This is a genomic window from Janibacter limosus NBRC 16128, from assembly GCF_001570985.1.
Classification (GTDB): domain Bacteria; phylum Actinomycetota; class Actinomycetes; order Actinomycetales; family Dermatophilaceae; genus Janibacter; species Janibacter limosus.
Genome location: NZ_BCSS01000006.1, coordinates 1 through 15852, shown reverse-complemented (window position 1 = coordinate 15852; position 15852 = coordinate 1). Strand labels below are relative to the sequence as shown.

Genomic DNA, 15852 nt, shown 5'->3' with positions numbered 1-15852 from the left:
GCACAGTCTGTGCACAGGTTCGTCCTCAGGCACCTGTGGGTGACGGAATGCCGACTTTCCGGGATTCCCCGATCTGCTGCCGGTGGCCAGGCGCTGGAGAGCGTGTGCTGCGTCGAGATGTGCACGATGTGCGGCCACCCGTGGGCGAAGGTGTGGACGGCGACATGGAGATCACCGGAAAGTCGCGACTCACGAGTACCCACAAGAGTTTCCACAGGCTGGGGACATGTGGACGAAGGGGGTGGGTGACGAGTCCGGCTGCGGGGTCACGATTGGGTCTCCCGTCGCGCACAGCTGGGGAGAAGTCTGTGGACAACTCGACATGAGGGGTTGCCGAGGTCGACGCGAGGCGTCGGACCACGACGTCGCGAGGCGCCCGTGGGCGGTCAGACGGGTCAGCCGGCCTGCTGCTTGATGCGGTTGGTCAGCTCGGTGACCTGGTTGTAGATGGCCCGGCGCTCGCCCATGAGCTCACGGATCTTGCGTTCGGCGTGCATGACCGTCGTGTGGTCACGCCCGCCGAACTGCTCACCGATCTTGGGGAGCGACATGTCCGTGAGCTCTCGACAGAGGTACATCGCGATCTGGCGTGCCGTGACGAGCAGGCGGGTGCGTGAGGCGCTCTGCAGGTCCTCGATGTTCAGACCGAAGTAGTCAGCGGTCTGCGCCATGATCGTCGCGCTCGAGATCTCGCTGGACTGCTCGTTGGGGATGAGGTCCTTGAGCACGATCTGGGCCAAGCCGATGTCGACCGGCTGTCGGTTGAGGCTGGCGAAGGCGGTGACGCGGATGAGCGCGCCCTCGAGCTCGCGGATGTTGGTGCTGATCCGGCTGGCGATGAACTCGAGGACGTCGGCAGGCACCGACAGCTTTTCCTGGATGGCCTTCTTGCGCAGGATCGCGATCCGCGTCTCGAGGTCGGGCGGCTGGACGTCGGTGAGCAGGCCCCACTCGAAGCGGCTGCGCATGCGCTCCTCGAAGCCGGAGAGCAGCTTGGGCGGGACGTCGGAGGTGATGACGACCTGCTTGTTGGCGTTGTGCAGCGTGTTGAAGGTGTGGAAGAACTCTTCCTGGGTCTGCATCTTGCCCTGGAGGAACTGGATGTCATCGATGAGGAGGACGTCGACATCGCGGTAGCGGCGCTGGAAGTTGGCCGCCTTGTCGTCGCGGATGCTGTTGATGAAGTCGTTGGTGAACTCCTCGGAGTTCACGTACCGCACCTTGACGTGGGGGTAGAGGCTGCGGGCGTAGTGCCCGATCGCGTGGAGCAGGTGCGTCTTGCCCAGCCCCGAGTCGCCGTAGATGAAGAGCGGGTTGTACGCCTTGGCGGGTGCCTCGGCGACGGCGACGGCGGCCGCGTGGGCGAAGCGGTTGCTCGCGCCGATGACGAAGGTGTCGAAGATGTACTTGGGATTGAGCCGGGTCAGCTCGACCTGCTCCGGCTCGGGTCGACCGCGGCGAGAGCGCACGGGGACCGGCTCTGGGTCCTCGTCGACCAGACCGTCATCACGATCCTCGACCGGCAGCGTGGAGGACAGGCCCTGGGGACGGGGTGCCGGCTCGACATCCGACTCGGTCGCCAGTCCCTGGGTCGCCGGGAGGGGTTCACCATCGGCCAGATCGGGATCGACCGTGACCGCCAGTCGGATCTGGCGTCCCAGCTGGTCCGAGAGGGCCTGGGTGACGTGGCGGCGCAGACGCTGTTCGACAAAGTTCTTGGAGAAGTCGTCGGGGACGGCGATCAGGGCGGTGTCATCGAGCAGTCCCACCAGGCGGGCCATGCTGAGGAAGGCGCGCCGGGTGACGGGGACACCGTCAGCGTCCAGGGACTCAAGGGTGGTGCGCCACACCTCGCTGAAGTCGACCGCGTCAGCCACTGGGCGTACACCTCAAATTTCTGCGGCTCGCGGGCCGATCGAGAGACTCTGACACCGATCATCCTGCACCCTCGAAGGCGTCATCCACAAAGTTGTCCACAGGCTGTGGGTATGCATGAGGGGCAGGTGATGAGGGCTGACGCTAACAACACCCACGGGTCCGGGCAACCCAGTCGGAGCGGCAATCAAGGAGCAATCGGCGTGTCACCTCGGAATCACGGTGCCGACGTGGCAAAGTCGGCCGGTTGAGCGATGAGTGGACCTTCGTTCGGCGCGGTTTGACCTCGTGAGCCGGCTTCCCGTACCTTGGACGTCGGCCTGTCGGCCGCTTTCGCATGCCCATGATCCAGCCGGAGTTCTCGGTGTTCAGACGTGGGCTTCCGATCGTGGCCGAAGATGGCCGTCGACTTCAGCACCGGGCCCACAGGCCCACAGATCATCGGAGACCGCACATGAGCAAGCGCACCTTCCAGCCGAACAACCGTCGCCGCGCCAAGACGCACGGCTTCCGTCTGCGCATGCGCACCCGCGCCGGTCGGTCCATCCTGGCCAACCGTCGCGCCAAGGGCCGTTCCAAGATCTCGGCCTGACGAGCCGCCGGTGCTGCCCGCGCGGCACCGCCTGACGGACCGCGCGGACTTCGCGGCAACCATCCGGGGACGAGGCGCACGACGTCACGGCTCCAGGCTGCTCGTGGTTCATGCCCGTGTGGCGGACGCGACCCAGACCGACGCCCGAGGAGAGTCCTCCCCGCGCGTCGGTCTCGTCGTGTCCAAAGCAGTTGGCAATGCCGTGATCCGCACGCGGGTCAAGCGTCGGCTGCGCGCTCAGGCAGCGCCGCTCCTGACGCAGCTGCCTGCCGGCACCGACCTCGTGATCCGCGCCAACCCTGCGGCCGCGGACGCCTCCAGCGCAGATCTGGGCGCCGCCATGAGGCACTGCCTGAGGGGCCTGCTCGTTGGTGAGCGGGGATGAAGATCCTCGCGCTGCCGTTCGTATGGCTCGTCCGCGGCTACCAGCTCCTGATCTCGCCGCTGCTGCCTCAGACCTGCCGATACTTTCCCAGCTGCTCGGCCTACGGACTGACCTCCCTGCGCAGGTTCGGGCTTGTCCGCGGCAGCTACCTGACCGTGCACCGCCTCGTACGGTGCAATCCCTGGTCCGCCGGGGGAATCGACCACGTGCCCGAGACGTGGGCGCAGCGCGGCTCGCCTGACCTGGCCCGGCCGCGCTTCGCTGACATCGCGGAGCACGACGACGGCGTCGACACCGACGTCACCGACCGAAGGACGTTCACCACGTGAGCTTCAGCGACATCATCTATCCCTTCGAGTGGCTCGTCTCCTGGATCATGTATCTGTGGCACGGGGCCCTCACCACGATCGGCCTTCCGGAGGCCAGCGGATGGACGTGGACCCTGTCCATCGTCGGGCTCGTCGTCGTCATGCGAGCCGCGCTCATCCCGCTCTTCGTCAAGCAGATCCATGCGTCGCGCAAGATGCAGCTGATCCAGCCCGAGATGGCCAAGATCCAGGCCAAGTACAAGGGCAAGACCGACCCGGACTCCCGTCAGAAGATGACGGAAGAGACGATGGCGCTCTACAAGGACAGTGGGACCAACCCCTTCGCGTCCTGCCTGCCGATCTTTGCGCAGATGCCCTTCTTCTTCGGCCTCTTCCGGGTGCTCAACAGCCTCGACGAGATCGGCTCCGGCGCCAGGAGCGGTATCGGGCCGATCACCCAGCAAGTTGCCGCACAGGCAGAGTCCTCCTCGATCTTCGGAGCCCAGCTGTCCGCCCAGTTCCTGGGCACCGACGGTGGTATCAGCGTCAAGATCGTCACGGTCACCCTGATCATCCTGATGTCGCTCACGACCTTCACCACGCAGTACCAGCTCATGCGCAAGAACATGCCGGCTGCCGCGCTGGAGGGGCAGTTCGCCCAGCAGCAGAAGATCATGCTGTACCTCTTCCCGATCATCTTCGCCGTCTCCGGCACCTACTTCCCGATCGGTGTCCTCATCTACTGGTTCACGACCAACCTCTGGACGATGTGCCAGCAGTTCTACGTGATCCGCCGCATGCCGGCGCCCGGTTCGGCCGCGGAGAAGGCCATGCAGGACCGTCGCCGCAAGTCGGGCAAGCCGATCGACACTCCCGAGGAGACGCGCGAGCGGGCCCACGACGCCGAGATGGCGCAGGAGCTGGAGGCCAAGGGCGTCATCTCCGGCCAGCGTCAGCAGCCGACCTCCAAGAAGCGAGCGAAGAAGAAGGGCGGCACGCCGCCGAAGTCCGGCACCACGTCTGCCGTCGACGAGCAGAAGCCCCCGACCAACAACTGACCTCGGCCGTTCCGCGAGGACTGCCACACCGCCACACGCAGGAGAATTCACATGAGTGACAACCCCACGACTGAGGTCATCCCGGAGCAGAGCGCCCAGGAGCAGGAGACGGACGCAGTCGAAGCCGCCCCCCGCAAGACGCGCCGCCAGCTGCTCGAGCGTGAGGGCGAGGTCGCTGCCGACTTCCTCGAGACGCTGCTGGACATCGCGGATCTGGATGGCGACATCGACCTCGACATCGATGGCGACCGCGCGGCTGTCGCGGTCGTCGACTCCGACGAAGGGCGTGTGCCGCGCCGTCTGGTCGGGCAGGACGGCAAGGTCCTGGAGGCACTCCAGGAGCTCACTCGCCTCGCGGTCCAGTCCGCCACGGGCGACCGCAGCCGCCTCATGCTCGACGTGGCCGGACACCGCGCAGCTCGCCGTGCCGAGCTCGCCGAGATCGCCCGGACGGCTGTCGACGCAGTCAAGGCATCCGGGGAGCCGGTGGACCTCGAGCCGATGAGCGCCTTCGAGCGCAAGGTCGTGCACGACGAGGTCCTGGCTGCCGGACTCGTCTCGGACTCCTCGGGCACCGAGCCGCGGCGCTTCGTCGTGGTACACCCTGCCGACGGAGACGACAGTGACGGTGTGGGGGCGCCGGCCGAGTCGTCGCACGACGCCCAGGCAGACGACGCGACGGCCGGTGCGTGAGCGCGATGTTTCACGTGAAACGCTGGCCCCATGACTGTTGAGATCCCGCCAGCACCGGAAGGCGCTCACCGATTCTTCGGTGGGCGCCTTCCCCGTGCTGAGGCCTTCGTCGCCATCCTCGCCGACACCGGTGTCAGTCACGGTCTGATCGGACCGCGTGAGGTGCCCATCCTGTGGGAGCGGCATGTCCTGAACTGTGCCGTCATCGAAGACGCCTTTGCCGCGGACTCGCGAGTGATCGACGTCGGGTCCGGGGCCGGACTGCCAGGCATCGGCGTTGCCATCGTCAGGCCCGACCTCGACGTCCATCTGGTGGAGCCGATGCTCCGACGCACGGAGTGGCTCTCCTCGACGGTCGAGCAGCTGGCGCTGGACAATGTCACGGTCCATCGCGGTCGGGCTGAGGAGTTCCACGATCAGTTGTCTGCCCCCTATGTCACCGCGCGGGCAGTGGCCCGACTCGACAAGCTGGCTCGCTGGTGCCTTCCCCTCGTGGAGCGGGGCGGCAGCATGGTGGCGATGAAGGGTCGTTCGGCACCTGAGGAGCTGACTGCGGCGACGAAGGTCCTGCGACGGCTCGGCGTCACGCACAGTCAGGTCAGCACGCACGGCGAGGGCTTCCTGTCGGAGCCGACCCTGACCGTGAACTGCTCGAAGGGCGCGCGCTCATCGTGACTCCATGGTCGAACCGCGCGTTTCACGTGAAACATGTGGATGAAGGTCCCCCGTTTCACGTGAAACGCCGTGGTGGCAGGCCTGAGTCATGTGGATGACGTTGTGGACACAGAGGACGTCGCATCACCCATCGAGCTCACCCGCCCGCGCCACGGTCACCCTTTTGGCGTGTCGGGCACGCGTGGGGTTGTATGGCTGGGCTTGCAGTCCCACAGGAGGAATGTCTCGGTGACACCAGTTCGATCCGTAGCCCCGGGAATCGGGTGGCCCACGGTGGCCATCCCCACCACAAGGGGGTCCATCGGGTGGCCCGAGGCCCCGTCCCGCACAGCTCCCGGTCCGTTGCCTCAAGGCGATGAGACGGCTGGTGTGGCGGCCCCATCTCAGGCAGCAGTGCCGCTCGACACGCACCAGGTGGAGGATGACCCCGAGATGACCGAACCCCTGACTGCTCCCCTCGGCGCTGCGGCACCACCGGTCGAGGTCGGATCGGCGGAGCCCACGCTGCCACGGCCCGCCCAGCCTCGAGTCATCACGGTGTCCAACCAGAAGGGCGGCGTCGGCAAGACGACGACGGCCGTCAACATCGCTGCCGCTCTCGCCCAGCACGGCCTTCAGGTCCTGTTGATCGACACCGATCCGCAGGGAAATGCCAGCACCGCCCTGAACATCGACCACCGCGCTGAGGTGCCAAGCATCTACGACGTCCTGGTGGACGGGACGCCGATCTCCGAGGTCATGCAGCCGTGTCCCGATGTGGACAACCTCTGGTGTGTGCCGGCCACGATCGATCTCGCCGGCGCCGAGATCGAGCTGGTCTCCCTCGTGGCACGTGAGAGTCGCATGAAGAAGGCGCTGGATGTGTGGATGAGGGAGCGCGAGGCCGCCGGCGAGCCCCGGATCGACTACGTGATCATCGACTGCCCGCCCAGCCTCGGGCTGCTCACCGTCAACGCCTTTGTTGCTGCCCGTGAAGTCCTCATCCCGATCCAGTGCGAGTACTACGCCCTCGAGGGCCTGAGCCAGCTGCTCAACAACATCCAGCTCATCCAGACCCACCTCAATCAGGATCTGCACGTCTCGACGATCCTGCTGACGATGTACGACGCGCGTACACGCCTCTCGGCCCAGGTGGCCGAGGAGGTCCGGGAACACTTCTCGCAGCAGGTCCTGGCCGCCACGGTCCCGCGCTCGGTCCGAGTGTCCGAGGCACCCAGTCATGGCCAGACTGTCATCACCTATGACCCGCACAGTACCGGCGCCCAGCGTTACCAGGATGCAGCCGTTGAGATCGCCCATCGCGGCGCAGAGATGAAGGATGAAGCATGAGTGAGAAGCGACGGGGCCTCGGCCGCGGACTGGGCGCCCTGATCCCGGACTCTGGCGGCGCACCCCGCGTGGAGCGCCCGGTCGACGTCTTCTTCCGCGACCAGGATCGTCCTTCGACGGTCCCCAACACGGCTGCTGGGATGCTCGCGGACTCGGCACACTCGAGCGCGACTGCGGCCGCGCGCACGGCCGACGTGGGTGGGGCGGGTTCCATCCACGCCGACGAGCAGGATGTCGCCGGTGTGGACGCCGACGACACCGGGCTGGCAGCAGTTCCCGGGGCCACCTTTGCCGAGGTGTCCGTCAACGCGATCCGCCCGAACCCGAAGCAGCCACGCACCGTCTTCGACGAGGACGACATGGCCGAGCTCGTGCACTCGATCCAGGAGATCGGGGTGCTGCAGCCCATCGTCGTCAGACGCGTTGACGCCGAGGACGGCGTGGACTTCGAGCTCATCATGGGTGAGCGCCGCTGGCGTGCGAGCAAGGCCGCCGGCAAGGAGAGCGTCCCGGCCATCATCAAGGCGACCGAGGATGACGCGCTGCTGCGTGACGCCCTCCTGGAGAACCTGCACCGCAGCAATCTCAACGTACTCGAGGAGGCGGCCGCATATCGGCAGCTGCTCGACGACTTCGGGTGCAGCCAGGAAGAGCTGGCGGGGCGCATCGGTCGTTCCAGGCCGCAGATCTCCAACACCTTGCGTCTCCTGCGCCTCCCGCCGATGGTTGCGCGGCGCGTGGCCGCGGGGGTGCTCAGCGCTGGTCACGCGCGGGCACTGCTCACTCTCGAGGACGGTGCGCAGATGGAGAGGCTCGCCCAGCGCATCGTCGCTGAGGGACTGTCAGTGCGCACTGTCGAGGAGATCGTCGCACTGGGCATGGAGCCTGAGAAGGAGCATCGCTCGGCTCCCCGCGCCGGAAGGCACCACCCCCAGCTCGATGACCTCGCCGGACGCATCAGCGACCGCCTGGACACCAGGGTCAAGATCAACCTCGGCCAGCGCAAAGGCCGCATGACGATCGAGTTTGCCTCGATGGAGGACCTGCACCGGGTCCTGGGTCAGATGGGCGTGGACGCCGAGGACGCCGAGGACGTCTGACACCTCGGCTGATCACGGTGATCGCGGTGGTCGCACCGCGGGCACGAAGACGCCGCACGTCGTCAGGGATGTCCTGACGACGTGCGGCGTCTCTTGTCACGCACGAACTACGTTGCGTTGCAACGGAACTCAGCCGATGAAGGGCTCAAGCTCCTTGACGATCTTGGGCTTCGGCAGGGCGCCGACGATGGTCTTGACGACCTCGCCGCCCTGGAAGACATACATCGAGGGGATCGAGGTGATCCCGTACTTGGCCGTGGTCTGCGGGTTGGCGTCGGTGTCGAGCTTGACGATCTTGAGCTTGCCGTCGTACTGACCGGACAGCTCCTCGAGCACGGGCGCGACAGCGCGGCACGGCCCGCACCAGGTGGCCCAGAAGTCGACGAGGACGGGGATGTCGCTCTTGAGGACGTCCTGCTCGAAGCTCGCGTCGGTGGTCGGTGTGGTGGCCATGAGGTCTCCTTGGGTGGTCTCGGGTGGGTTCAGCGGGCGCCGACGGTGCCGGCGACGGGGTTGTCCTGCGCGGTGAGAGCTTGGTCCTCTGCGGGTCCGCCGGCCTCGTCGCGAGCGGCGAGCCAGCGCTCGGCGTCGAGCGCGGCGGCACAGCCGGACCCTGCAGCCGTGATCGCCTGACGGTAGGTGTGGTCGACGAGGTCGCCAGCGGCGAAGACTCCGTCGATGTTGGTGCGCGAGGAGCGGCCGTCCACGAGCACGTAGCCCTCGTCGTCGAGGTCCACCACGCCCGTCACGAGCTCGTTGCGCGGGTCGTGGCCGATGGCGACGAAGATCCCGGTGGCCTCGACCTCACGGGTCTCGCCGGTCAGGGTGTCGCGCAGGGTGAGCCCGGTGACCTTGTCGTCGCCGTGGATGGCAGCGACCTCGGAGTTCCAGGCGAAGCGGATCTTGTCGTTGGCGCGGGCCCGGTCGGCCATGATCTTGCTGGCCCGCAGCTCGTCACGGCGGTGCACGATCGTCACGGTGCGGGCGAACTTCGTCAGGAAGGTGGCCTCCTCGACCGCGGAGTCACCGCCACCGACGACGACGATGTCCTGCTCACGGAAGAAGAACCCGTCGCAGGTCGCGCACCAGCTGACACCGTGGCCGGATAGGCGCTTTTCGTCCGGCAGACCGAGCTCGCGGTAGGCGGAACCCATGGAGAGGATGACGGAGTGGGCCCGGTAGGTGTTGCCCTCACCGTCGGTGACGACCTTGACGGGGCCCTCGAGGTCGACGTCGGTGACGTCGTCGGTGATGATCTCGGTCCCGAAGCGCTCGGCCTGGGCCCGCATGTTGAGCATGAGGTCCGGACCCATGATCCCGTCGGTGAAACCCGGGAAGTTCTCGACATCGGTGGTGTTCATCAGCGCACCACCGGCGGTGACGGACCCCTCGAACATCAGGGGCTCGAGGTTGGCCCGTGCGGCGTAGACGGCCGCGGTGTAACCCGCCGGGCCGGAACCGATGATGATGACATTGCGGATGTCGGTGCTGGCGTCGGCCACGAGGTGAGTCCTTGGGTCGGTGAGTGCACGCACGGAGCGCGCTCGGTCTGACGATGACAACGTCATCGTAGGGCGCTGTTGTTCCACGGGTGCTGGCTGCACCCGCAGCGTCACTTCGTGGGGACGTCGACGAAGTCGGGCCAGATGGGTTCGCACCCGGACGTGACGGCCCAGGCCCGCGAGGGGCCGTCAGGCAGGGTCTCGGCGATGAGCAGGAGCCCGTCCTCACCGTCGAAGCGGGCCACGTCGATGACGACCGCCTGCATCTGCGGCTGGCCGAGGCGAGCCAGGCAGTCGGTCGCACCGGCGGCCGTGGTCATCGTGCCCAGGGCCTTGTCATCGGAGTTGTCCGGAAACTCGGTGGGGTTGTCGAGCAACGTGGCGGCACCGTCAGCGACGGTGTCCTGGGAGTAGTCGGACCCGCTGGCCGTGATGACGAAGGCCGGGACCTCGCTGTCGGCCGAGGGCGCGCTCCCGCTCCCGCTCGCAGCGTCGTCCTGGCCGGCCGCCTGGGAGGACTGGTCGGCCGCAGACGGTGCCGGGGCGCTGTCGGCCATCTCCTGGCCACCACCACCCTTGAGCATGAGCCCACCCACGCCGAGGGCGACGACGGTGGCCGCTGCAGCACCGAGGATCCACGGCATCACCTGACGTCGACGACGAAGGGGGCGGACACCGTCCTCCTCCATGGTCTGCCAGAAGGCGGACCCGTCGTCGGGTCCATCGGTCATCCCTTCGCTGTCGCCACGTGCGGCGTGCTCCTCCGCGAGGCTGGCGCGGATGCGGTCGTTGAGGTCGGCGGGCATGGGTCCGCTCTCCCTGAGGCTTGCGAGCAGATGACGCATGCCGGTCGGGTCCTGTTCCTCAGTCATGGCCACCTCCCTGGGGGCGTGTCTGGGTTGATGTGTCTGACGAGCCACGAGGCCGTGAGGTTCCCTCGGGACCGAAACCGGCATCTGCGAGAGCGATCCCGATGGCCTCGCGGCCGCGCGAGCAGCGGGACTTGATCGTCCCCGGGGCGACCTGGAGGATCTCGGCCGCCTCCGCGACGGGGACGGCGTGCATGTCGACGAGGACGAGCGCCAGTCGCTGGGCTTCGGGGAGGGCGTGCAGGGCCTCGTGGACCGCCATCCGGGTGTCGACCCGTCCAGTGGCGTCGGCTGCTGCCGGGGCCAGTCGGACGACCTCGTCGGTGAGCTCGCTCGTGGGGCGGGCCTTGCGCGTGAGGTCGATGCAGGCGTTGACGATGATCCGGTGCAGCCAGGTCGTCACGGCGGCCTCGCCGCGGTAGCTGCTGGCTCGGCGGAAGGCTGAGATGAAGCCGTCCTGGACGGCCTCGGCGGCCAGCTCACGGTCGCCGCACACCCCGACGGCGACGGCCCACATCCGGTCACGGTGACGCCGATAGATCTCCCCGAAGGCCTCGGGGTCGCCGTCAGCGTGACGCTGCATCAGGACGCGGTCATCGGCTTCACCGAGAGGCGGGATCGTCATGGCGGGTCTCAGCGGACCGCGATCTCGCCGAGGGCCGCACGGTAGCGCCCGTCGTCGCTCGGGGCGAGCGAGGTGAACCAGACGGTCACGTACTGGCCGGTGACCTCGGAGGAGGGCTTGAGGACGACCTGGCCGGTCTTGCCCTCGGTCTTGCCGATCTCGGTCCCGGAGTTGGTGGCCTGGTCTCCGGCGTAGACGGTCGCCTGCGCCGTGGTGGGCAGGTCGAGCGTCACAGAGCTGATCTTTTGCGTCTGTCCCAGGTCGACGGTGATGCCGACGCCCTGCTTGACCCCGCCGAAGGACTCGCTGTTGTAACCCTCCGTGGTCCAGGCGGTCGACGCGTTGCCGTCGTAGACGCGGGGAACCTCGGCATTGTGCTCGGCGCCGTCGCCGGGCGGCGGATCGAAGCCTGCGGCGTTGATGACGCCGAGCGGTTCGCCGTCGCCGCCGGAGCCTCCATCGCTCCCGGGGCTGGTCTCCGTGGTCTGCACGGCGGTCGTCTCGTCGCCACCGAGGATCCGGCCGAGGTCGGTGCCGGACCCGATGCGGGAGACACCGATGCCACCGAGGAGGCAGGCGAGAGCAACGAAGCCCGCCATGATCATGAGCACGACATTGGACTGGCTGCGGCTCGGGGGCGCCCCGGCCTCAGCGGGCAGCAGCGGTGCGGGTGACTCGAGCTCGACGGTGACGGGCGCGGAACCCAGCGAGGTCCGGGTGCGCTGGTCGGCACGGATGGCATCGCGACGTGCCCGGACGTCGTGGATGGCGTCCTTGGACCGGCCGCTGGCGCTGCGGGCGGCTTTACCGAGACGGTCGCCGATGACCTTGCTCCCGCTGCCGACGGCCCCTGCTGCAGCCGCAGCCGCTGCGGCTGCAGCCGTTGCGGCTGTGCGCCCGTGGTGGCTGTCGTCCTCTGGCTGCTGCTGGCTGTCGTCGGGGCGCCCGTGCTGTGTCTCGTCGGGCGACGCGGCGGCACCGGAGCCGCCTCCAGGCGTGATGACGACGCTGTGGCGGCCGTCGTCGTGGCGGATCGGGCGGGTCACCTCATCAGCATCGGCCTGTGCGGCGGCCGGATTCGGTGCGGGGGTGACGGGGACGACGGTGGTCTCGTCGCCGTCGCCGTCGCTCGTGCTGACGACCTCTGTGGGGGCATCCGCAGGGCTGGTGCGCACGGCCCCGGCCAGCGGGATGCGCGACCACGGGGCGATCTGTGCGGCGTAGTCGCCGGGGGAGTCCGGGCCGGTGCCCTCGCTGAGGGTCTCGCGGCAGATCGTGTCGAGGTCACCCGGCACACCGACGGCCAGGTGCGAAGGGGGCGTGGGTCGTCCGGCTGTGGTGGGCGCGGCGGGCAGCGTGGTGGTGTCCGGGAGCGGCCAGCTGCCGGTGAGCCCGGCGTAGGCGAGGGCGACGATGGCGCGGGCATCGTCATGATCGGCCTCAGCGCCCTCGGTCTCGACGCCGGCGAGGGCTGCGGTCGTGGCGAGGCCGCGGACCTTGACGCGGCCGTCACTGGTCAGCTGCACGGTCTCGGGGGTGAGGGCGAGGTGGTGCAGTCCCCGGGCACGAGCGGCCTCGACGCCCGTGGCGACCTCGCCGGTGATGCGACGGACCTCCTCGGCGGGCAGGCCGTCGCTTCCGATGGCGGAGGCATAGGTGCGCGCGCCGTCGAGGGCGTCCTCAGCGATCCAGGAGATCTCGCCCTCGGCTCCGACATCGAGGATCCGCACCAGCTGGGCGGCCTCGATCCCGGCCGCGCGGCGGGCCGCGTCGAGCGCAGCGGCCGTCGTGGCGGCATCGGCGGGCATGAGGAGCAGGGTCACGTCGCGGTCGAGCGTCGTGTCCCTGGCGGCCCAGCGCTCGCCGCCCGGGATCTGCTCGATCCGGGAGTCGAGCGTGTAGCGACCGAGCTCGGTCCCCGGGTTCAGCCCGTGCACGCTGTGCCTCTCGTCGGTGGATGTCTGCCGCGCCATCCTAGGTCCACGGACCGACGCATGCCGGGAGCCCCACCCGGGGCGCGTCAGCCGCGCCCGAGCCTGCGGGTGAGGGGGGCCAGCATCTCGGTGACTTCACGCACGCGCATCCGGGCCGCGATGGCCAGGCTCGCGGCGAGGACCACGAGAGCGACGAACGCCGTGACGATGACGGCACCGAACCAGGTCTGCGTGTCCACGACCCGCCCCAGCCCGTCGAGCACGAGCCAGCCCAGGCCCGTGGCGAGGAGCGTGGCGAGGAGCAGACGAGTGTTCTGCCGGACGACACGCCCCAGCCGCAGGGTCCCCAGTCGTCGCTGGAGCAGCCACAGGCCGAGGACCGCGGCGGTGAGGTTGGAGAGCGACTGGCCGATGCCGACCCAGGTGGCGACGTCCTGGGGCGCGCGGGTGCTGCCGATGAGCGTGAAGGTCACCGCGACGAGGGTGACGAGCACCTGGAGGACGAAGGGGGTGCGTCCGTCCTCGTAGGCGTAGTACGCGCGCTGCACGAGGAAGAACCAGCCGTAGGGCACGAGGCCCAGCATCATCGTCACGAGGACACCGACGGAGGCATCGGTGGCCGCGCGTGGAGTACCGGGCAGGATCGCAGCGAGGACGAAGGGGGCGAGCAGCACGCTGATCGCGGTGGCCGGGATGAGCACCACGGCTGGCATCGTCATCCCGCGCCTCAGGTCCCCGGCCACGGCCCGCGTGTCGCCGTCGTGCGCGGCGTGGGACAGCCGGGTGAAGAGCGCCGTGACGAGCGAGACGGTCACGAGCCCGTGGGGGAGCATGAAGAGCAGGTAGGCGTTGGCGTACGCGGTCAGGCCGGCGCCCTCGACCCCGATGCGCTGTGCCTCATAGGTCGCCGAGGTGAGCACCCGTGAGTTGACGAAGTACCCGAGCTGGCCGAAGGCCACTGCAGCGAAGGCCCACATCGCCATCCGCGAAGCGCTCCCGAGGCCGCTGCCACGCACGCCCCAGACCGGCCGGAAGCGCAGACCGGTGGCACGCAGCGAGGGAATGAGGACGAGCGCCTGCAGGGCGATGGACAGGGTGGCTGATCCCGCGAGCACCGCGATCATCATCGGTGTCCAGTCGGACACCGGGGACCGCAGCGGAGCATCGGTGAGGAGGAACCATCCGAGGCCCGCGATCGCGACGACATTGGCCAGGGCAGGCGCCCACATGAACATGCCGAAGCGGTTGTGCGCGGTGAGCACCTGGCCGAAGAGCGTGTAGACGCCGTAGAAGAAGACCTGCGGCAGGCAGATCACCGCGAAGGCGGTGGCGAGCCCGCGTGAGGGACCGTCCCAGCTGCTCGAGACGACGACCTGGACGAGGAGGGGAGCGGCGAGGGTCAGCACGAGCGTCACGGCGGCGAGTGCGGTGACGGCGAGGGTCAGCAGCCGGTTGATGTACACCGTGCCGCCGTCCTCGTGGCGCATCGCCTTGGTGATCTGCGGGACGATGACGGCGTTGAGCACGCCACCCGCGATGAGCAGGTGGAAGATGTTGGGCAGGGTGTTGGCGGCATTCCACGCGTCGGCGGGGACCAGGTTGAGCCCCACGACGGCGATGGTCAGGGTGTTGCGCACGAGCCCCAGGACGCGGGAGGCGAGGCTGCCTGCCGCCATGACCGCGCTGGACCGCACGATCGAGGGCGCCTGACGGCCTGGCGCCGGCTCGACGTCGTCGGAGCCTGCTGGGGCGTGGCTCATCAGCTCTCCTTGGTGGGGTCGACCTCGGTCCCCGCCCGGCGACGACCGCCCCGCACGCTACGCCACGTCCCCGCGAGGAGGAGCAGGAGCGCCAGACCGCCGATGATCCAGTAGATCGAGGCGCCGGTCGGGCGCACCTTGACGTGGAGGGTGGCGGGCGCGGCGATCTCCTGACCAGTGGGCGTCGCGACCGTCACGTGCACCGGCACCTGTCCGGCGGCGAGCGCGGATGCGGTGACGGTCACCGTCTGGCGGCCGTCCGGACCGATCGTCACCGGATCGGGGTCCCCGTCGATGCGGAGCGAGGGGCTGTCCGGGGTGAGGCGCACGACGAGGTTGGACAGCTCGACGTCCGTGTGGTTGACGATCGTGATCTGCAGCCGCCCCGTGTCGGCGAAGAAGTTGACGTCTCCCTCGGAGACGACGAGGTCGTCGTGGGTGAGCTCGACCTCGGCGTCGAGCTGCTGCTGGAGGGCGAGATAGCTGCGCGGGGCCGAGCGCCATCGCGTGGAGGTCAGCTGACGGATCGTCGAGCGCACCTCGCTGCTCCAGACGGGTCCGTCAGAACGCACCGAGGCAAAGGTCTTCATGGCCGCGTGGTCGTCGAGCAGGCCCTGCGCTCGCTTCCCGGTCAGCACGAGGGGGTGGGCACGGTCCCCCTTCGTCGCTGCCGCGATCTGCTTCTGGCCGCGGGCGGTGCGTCCGGGATCGGCGCTCGCTGCATCGCCGAGGACGGCGTCCAGACTGCCCTTCCTGAGCCAGGGGATGTCATCGGTGCTGTTGCGCAGCTGCTCCCAGGCCGTGGGGTCGGGGGTGGCATCCCGGTCGGGCACGACGACGAGGGTGCGGGGAGTGCCGGCCCGCTCGCGCAGGACCGAGGCGGTCTCCGCCACGAGCTGCTGGCGGGCGAGGAGCACGTCGTCTTCCGAGCCCAGGCCGGCGACGAGCTCGGAGAGGGGCCCGTCGCGCACCACGAGGCGCGTGTCGTCGGTGGTGCGGACCCCCCCGGTGGGGGTGAAGCCCTCGGGGACGACGCTGGTGCCCGGCACGAGGAGCGTCGTGCTCTTGTCGGGGTGCAGCTGCTCGAGCGCGGTGGCCCGCGTCTGGGTCGCGAGGCCGTCCGCGGGCCACAGGACGTCGCTGCGGG

General features: G+C 68.7%; 16 protein-coding genes. 8 read left to right on the top strand and 8 right to left on the bottom strand.

The window, feature by feature from the left end; genetic code table 11:
• Positions 1 to 395 precede the first annotated feature (395 nt).
• Positions 396 to 1877: a chromosomal replication initiator protein DnaA gene (gene dnaA, locus JLI01S_RS03205; protein ID WP_068259852.1), complete on the bottom strand. Its 1482-nt coding sequence runs from the start codon at positions 1875 to 1877 to the stop codon at positions 396 to 398.
• Between the two features lie 452 nt (positions 1878 to 2329).
• Here dnaA and rpmH point away from each other — a divergent pair, with 452 nt between their 5' ends.
• The 8 genes from rpmH (at position 2330) to JLI01S_RS03165 (ending at position 8015) form a co-directional block, all read left to right on the top strand.
• On the top strand, positions 2330 to 2467 hold the full coding sequence (gene rpmH / locus JLI01S_RS03200; protein ID WP_068259849.1) for a 50S ribosomal protein L34: 138 nt from the start codon (positions 2330 to 2332) through the stop codon (positions 2465 to 2467).
• 10 nt (positions 2468 to 2477) lie between these two features.
• Positions 2478 to 2852 carry a ribonuclease P protein component gene (gene rnpA, locus JLI01S_RS03195; protein ID WP_068259846.1) on the top strand — a complete coding sequence of 125 codons (375 nt, stop codon included), beginning with the start codon at positions 2478 to 2480 and terminating at the stop codon, positions 2850 to 2852.
• Entirely contained in the window at positions 2849 to 3181 is a 333-nt protein-coding gene (gene yidD, locus JLI01S_RS03190; protein WP_084349164.1) for a membrane protein insertion efficiency factor YidD, read from the top strand. The genes rnpA and yidD overlap by 4 nt, the downstream gene beginning before the upstream one ends.
• Positions 3178 to 4218 (top strand): membrane protein insertase YidC, encoded by a 1041-nt coding sequence (gene yidC, locus JLI01S_RS03185; RefSeq protein ID WP_084349163.1) that lies wholly within the window; start codon positions 3178 to 3180, stop codon positions 4216 to 4218. The genes yidD and yidC overlap by 4 nt, the downstream gene beginning before the upstream one ends.
• A 51-nt stretch (positions 4219 to 4269) precedes the next feature.
• The gene (locus JLI01S_RS03180; RefSeq protein WP_084349162.1) at positions 4270 to 4911 is read left to right on the top strand and encodes a Jag family protein; all 642 of its coding nucleotides are present in this window, start codon (positions 4270 to 4272) and stop codon (positions 4909 to 4911) included.
• A 30-nt stretch (positions 4912 to 4941) separates the two neighbouring features.
• Positions 4942 to 5586 carry a 16S rRNA (guanine(527)-N(7))-methyltransferase RsmG gene (gene rsmG, locus JLI01S_RS03175; RefSeq protein ID WP_068259844.1) on the top strand — a complete coding sequence of 215 codons (645 nt, stop codon included), beginning with the start codon at positions 4942 to 4944 and terminating at the stop codon, positions 5584 to 5586.
• Positions 5587 to 6018: 432 nt separating this feature from the next.
• Entirely contained in the window at positions 6019 to 6915 is an 897-nt protein-coding gene (locus JLI01S_RS03170; protein ID WP_068260103.1) for a ParA family protein, read from the top strand.
• Positions 6912 to 8015 carry a ParB/RepB/Spo0J family partition protein gene (locus tag JLI01S_RS03165; RefSeq protein WP_068259842.1) on the top strand — a complete coding sequence of 368 codons (1104 nt, stop codon included), beginning with the start codon at positions 6912 to 6914 and terminating at the stop codon, positions 8013 to 8015. The genes JLI01S_RS03170 and JLI01S_RS03165 overlap by 4 nt, the downstream gene beginning before the upstream one ends.
• A 129-nt stretch (positions 8016 to 8144) precedes the next feature.
• On the opposite strand, the gene trxA is transcribed toward JLI01S_RS03165, so the two are convergent.
• The 7 genes from trxA to JLI01S_RS17095 all read right to left on the bottom strand — a co-directional run.
• Complete coding sequence (gene trxA, locus JLI01S_RS03160) at positions 8145 to 8468, bottom strand: thioredoxin (RefSeq protein WP_068259840.1); 324 nt, start codon at positions 8466 to 8468, stop codon at positions 8145 to 8147.
• 29 nt (positions 8469 to 8497) lie between these two features.
• Positions 8498 to 9517 (bottom strand): thioredoxin-disulfide reductase, encoded by a 1020-nt coding sequence (trxB, locus tag JLI01S_RS03155; protein ID WP_068259837.1) that lies wholly within the window; start codon positions 9515 to 9517, stop codon positions 8498 to 8500.
• Between the two features lie 110 nt (positions 9518 to 9627).
• Positions 9628 to 10389, bottom strand: coding sequence for an RsmA family anti-sigma factor (locus tag JLI01S_RS03150; protein WP_157074802.1), 762 nt, complete (start codon positions 10387 to 10389; stop codon positions 9628 to 9630).
• Positions 10382 to 11011, bottom strand: a complete 630-nt coding sequence (gene sigM / locus JLI01S_RS03145; RefSeq protein ID WP_068259832.1) for an RNA polymerase sigma factor SigM — start codon at positions 11009 to 11011, stop codon at positions 10382 to 10384. The genes JLI01S_RS03150 and sigM overlap by 8 nt, the downstream gene beginning before the upstream one ends.
• 8 nt (positions 11012 to 11019) lie before the next feature.
• Positions 11020 to 12984, bottom strand: a complete 1965-nt coding sequence (locus JLI01S_RS03140) for a hypothetical protein (protein WP_068259829.1) — start codon at positions 12982 to 12984, stop codon at positions 11020 to 11022.
• Positions 12985 to 13031: 47 nt separating this feature from the next.
• Entirely contained in the window at positions 13032 to 14705 is a 1674-nt protein-coding gene (gene murJ / locus JLI01S_RS03135; protein ID WP_084349161.1) for a murein biosynthesis integral membrane protein MurJ, read from the bottom strand.
• On the bottom strand, positions 14705 to 15852 hold a 1148-nt coding region (locus tag JLI01S_RS17095), incomplete at its 5' end, for a DUF6049 family protein (protein WP_169797281.1). The genes JLI01S_RS17095 and murJ, both read right to left, overlap by 1 nt.

Coding starts and splice junctions, on each gene's coding strand:
- rpmH (WP_068259849.1), top strand. CDS start 2,330: ATGAGCAAGCGCACCTTCCAGCCGAACAACCGTCGCCGCGCCAAGACG.
- yidD (WP_084349164.1), top strand. CDS start 2,849: ATGAAGATCCTCGCGCTGCCGTTCGTATGGCTCGTCCGCGGCTACCAG.
- JLI01S_RS03180 (WP_084349162.1), top strand. CDS start 4,270: ATGAGTGACAACCCCACGACTGAGGTCATCCCGGAGCAGAGCGCCCAG.
- rsmG (WP_068259844.1), top strand. CDS start 4,942: ATGACTGTTGAGATCCCGCCAGCACCGGAAGGCGCTCACCGATTCTTC.
- JLI01S_RS03170 (WP_068260103.1), top strand. CDS start 6,019: ATGACCGAACCCCTGACTGCTCCCCTCGGCGCTGCGGCACCACCGGTC.
- JLI01S_RS03165 (WP_068259842.1), top strand. CDS start 6,912: ATGAGTGAGAAGCGACGGGGCCTCGGCCGCGGACTGGGCGCCCTGATC.
- trxA (WP_068259840.1), bottom strand. CDS start 8,468: ATGGCCACCACACCGACCACCGACGCGAGCTTCGAGCAGGACGTCCTC.
- JLI01S_RS03150 (WP_157074802.1), bottom strand. CDS start 10,389: ATGACTGAGGAACAGGACCCGACCGGCATGCGTCATCTGCTCGCAAGC.
- sigM (WP_068259832.1), bottom strand. CDS start 11,011: ATGACGATCCCGCCTCTCGGTGAAGCCGATGACCGCGTCCTGATGCAG.
- JLI01S_RS03140 (WP_068259829.1), bottom strand. CDS start 12,984: ATGGCGCGGCAGACATCCACCGACGAGAGGCACAGCGTGCACGGGCTG.
- murJ (WP_084349161.1), bottom strand. CDS start 14,705: ATGAGCCACGCCCCAGCAGGCTCCGACGACGTCGAGCCGGCGCCAGGC.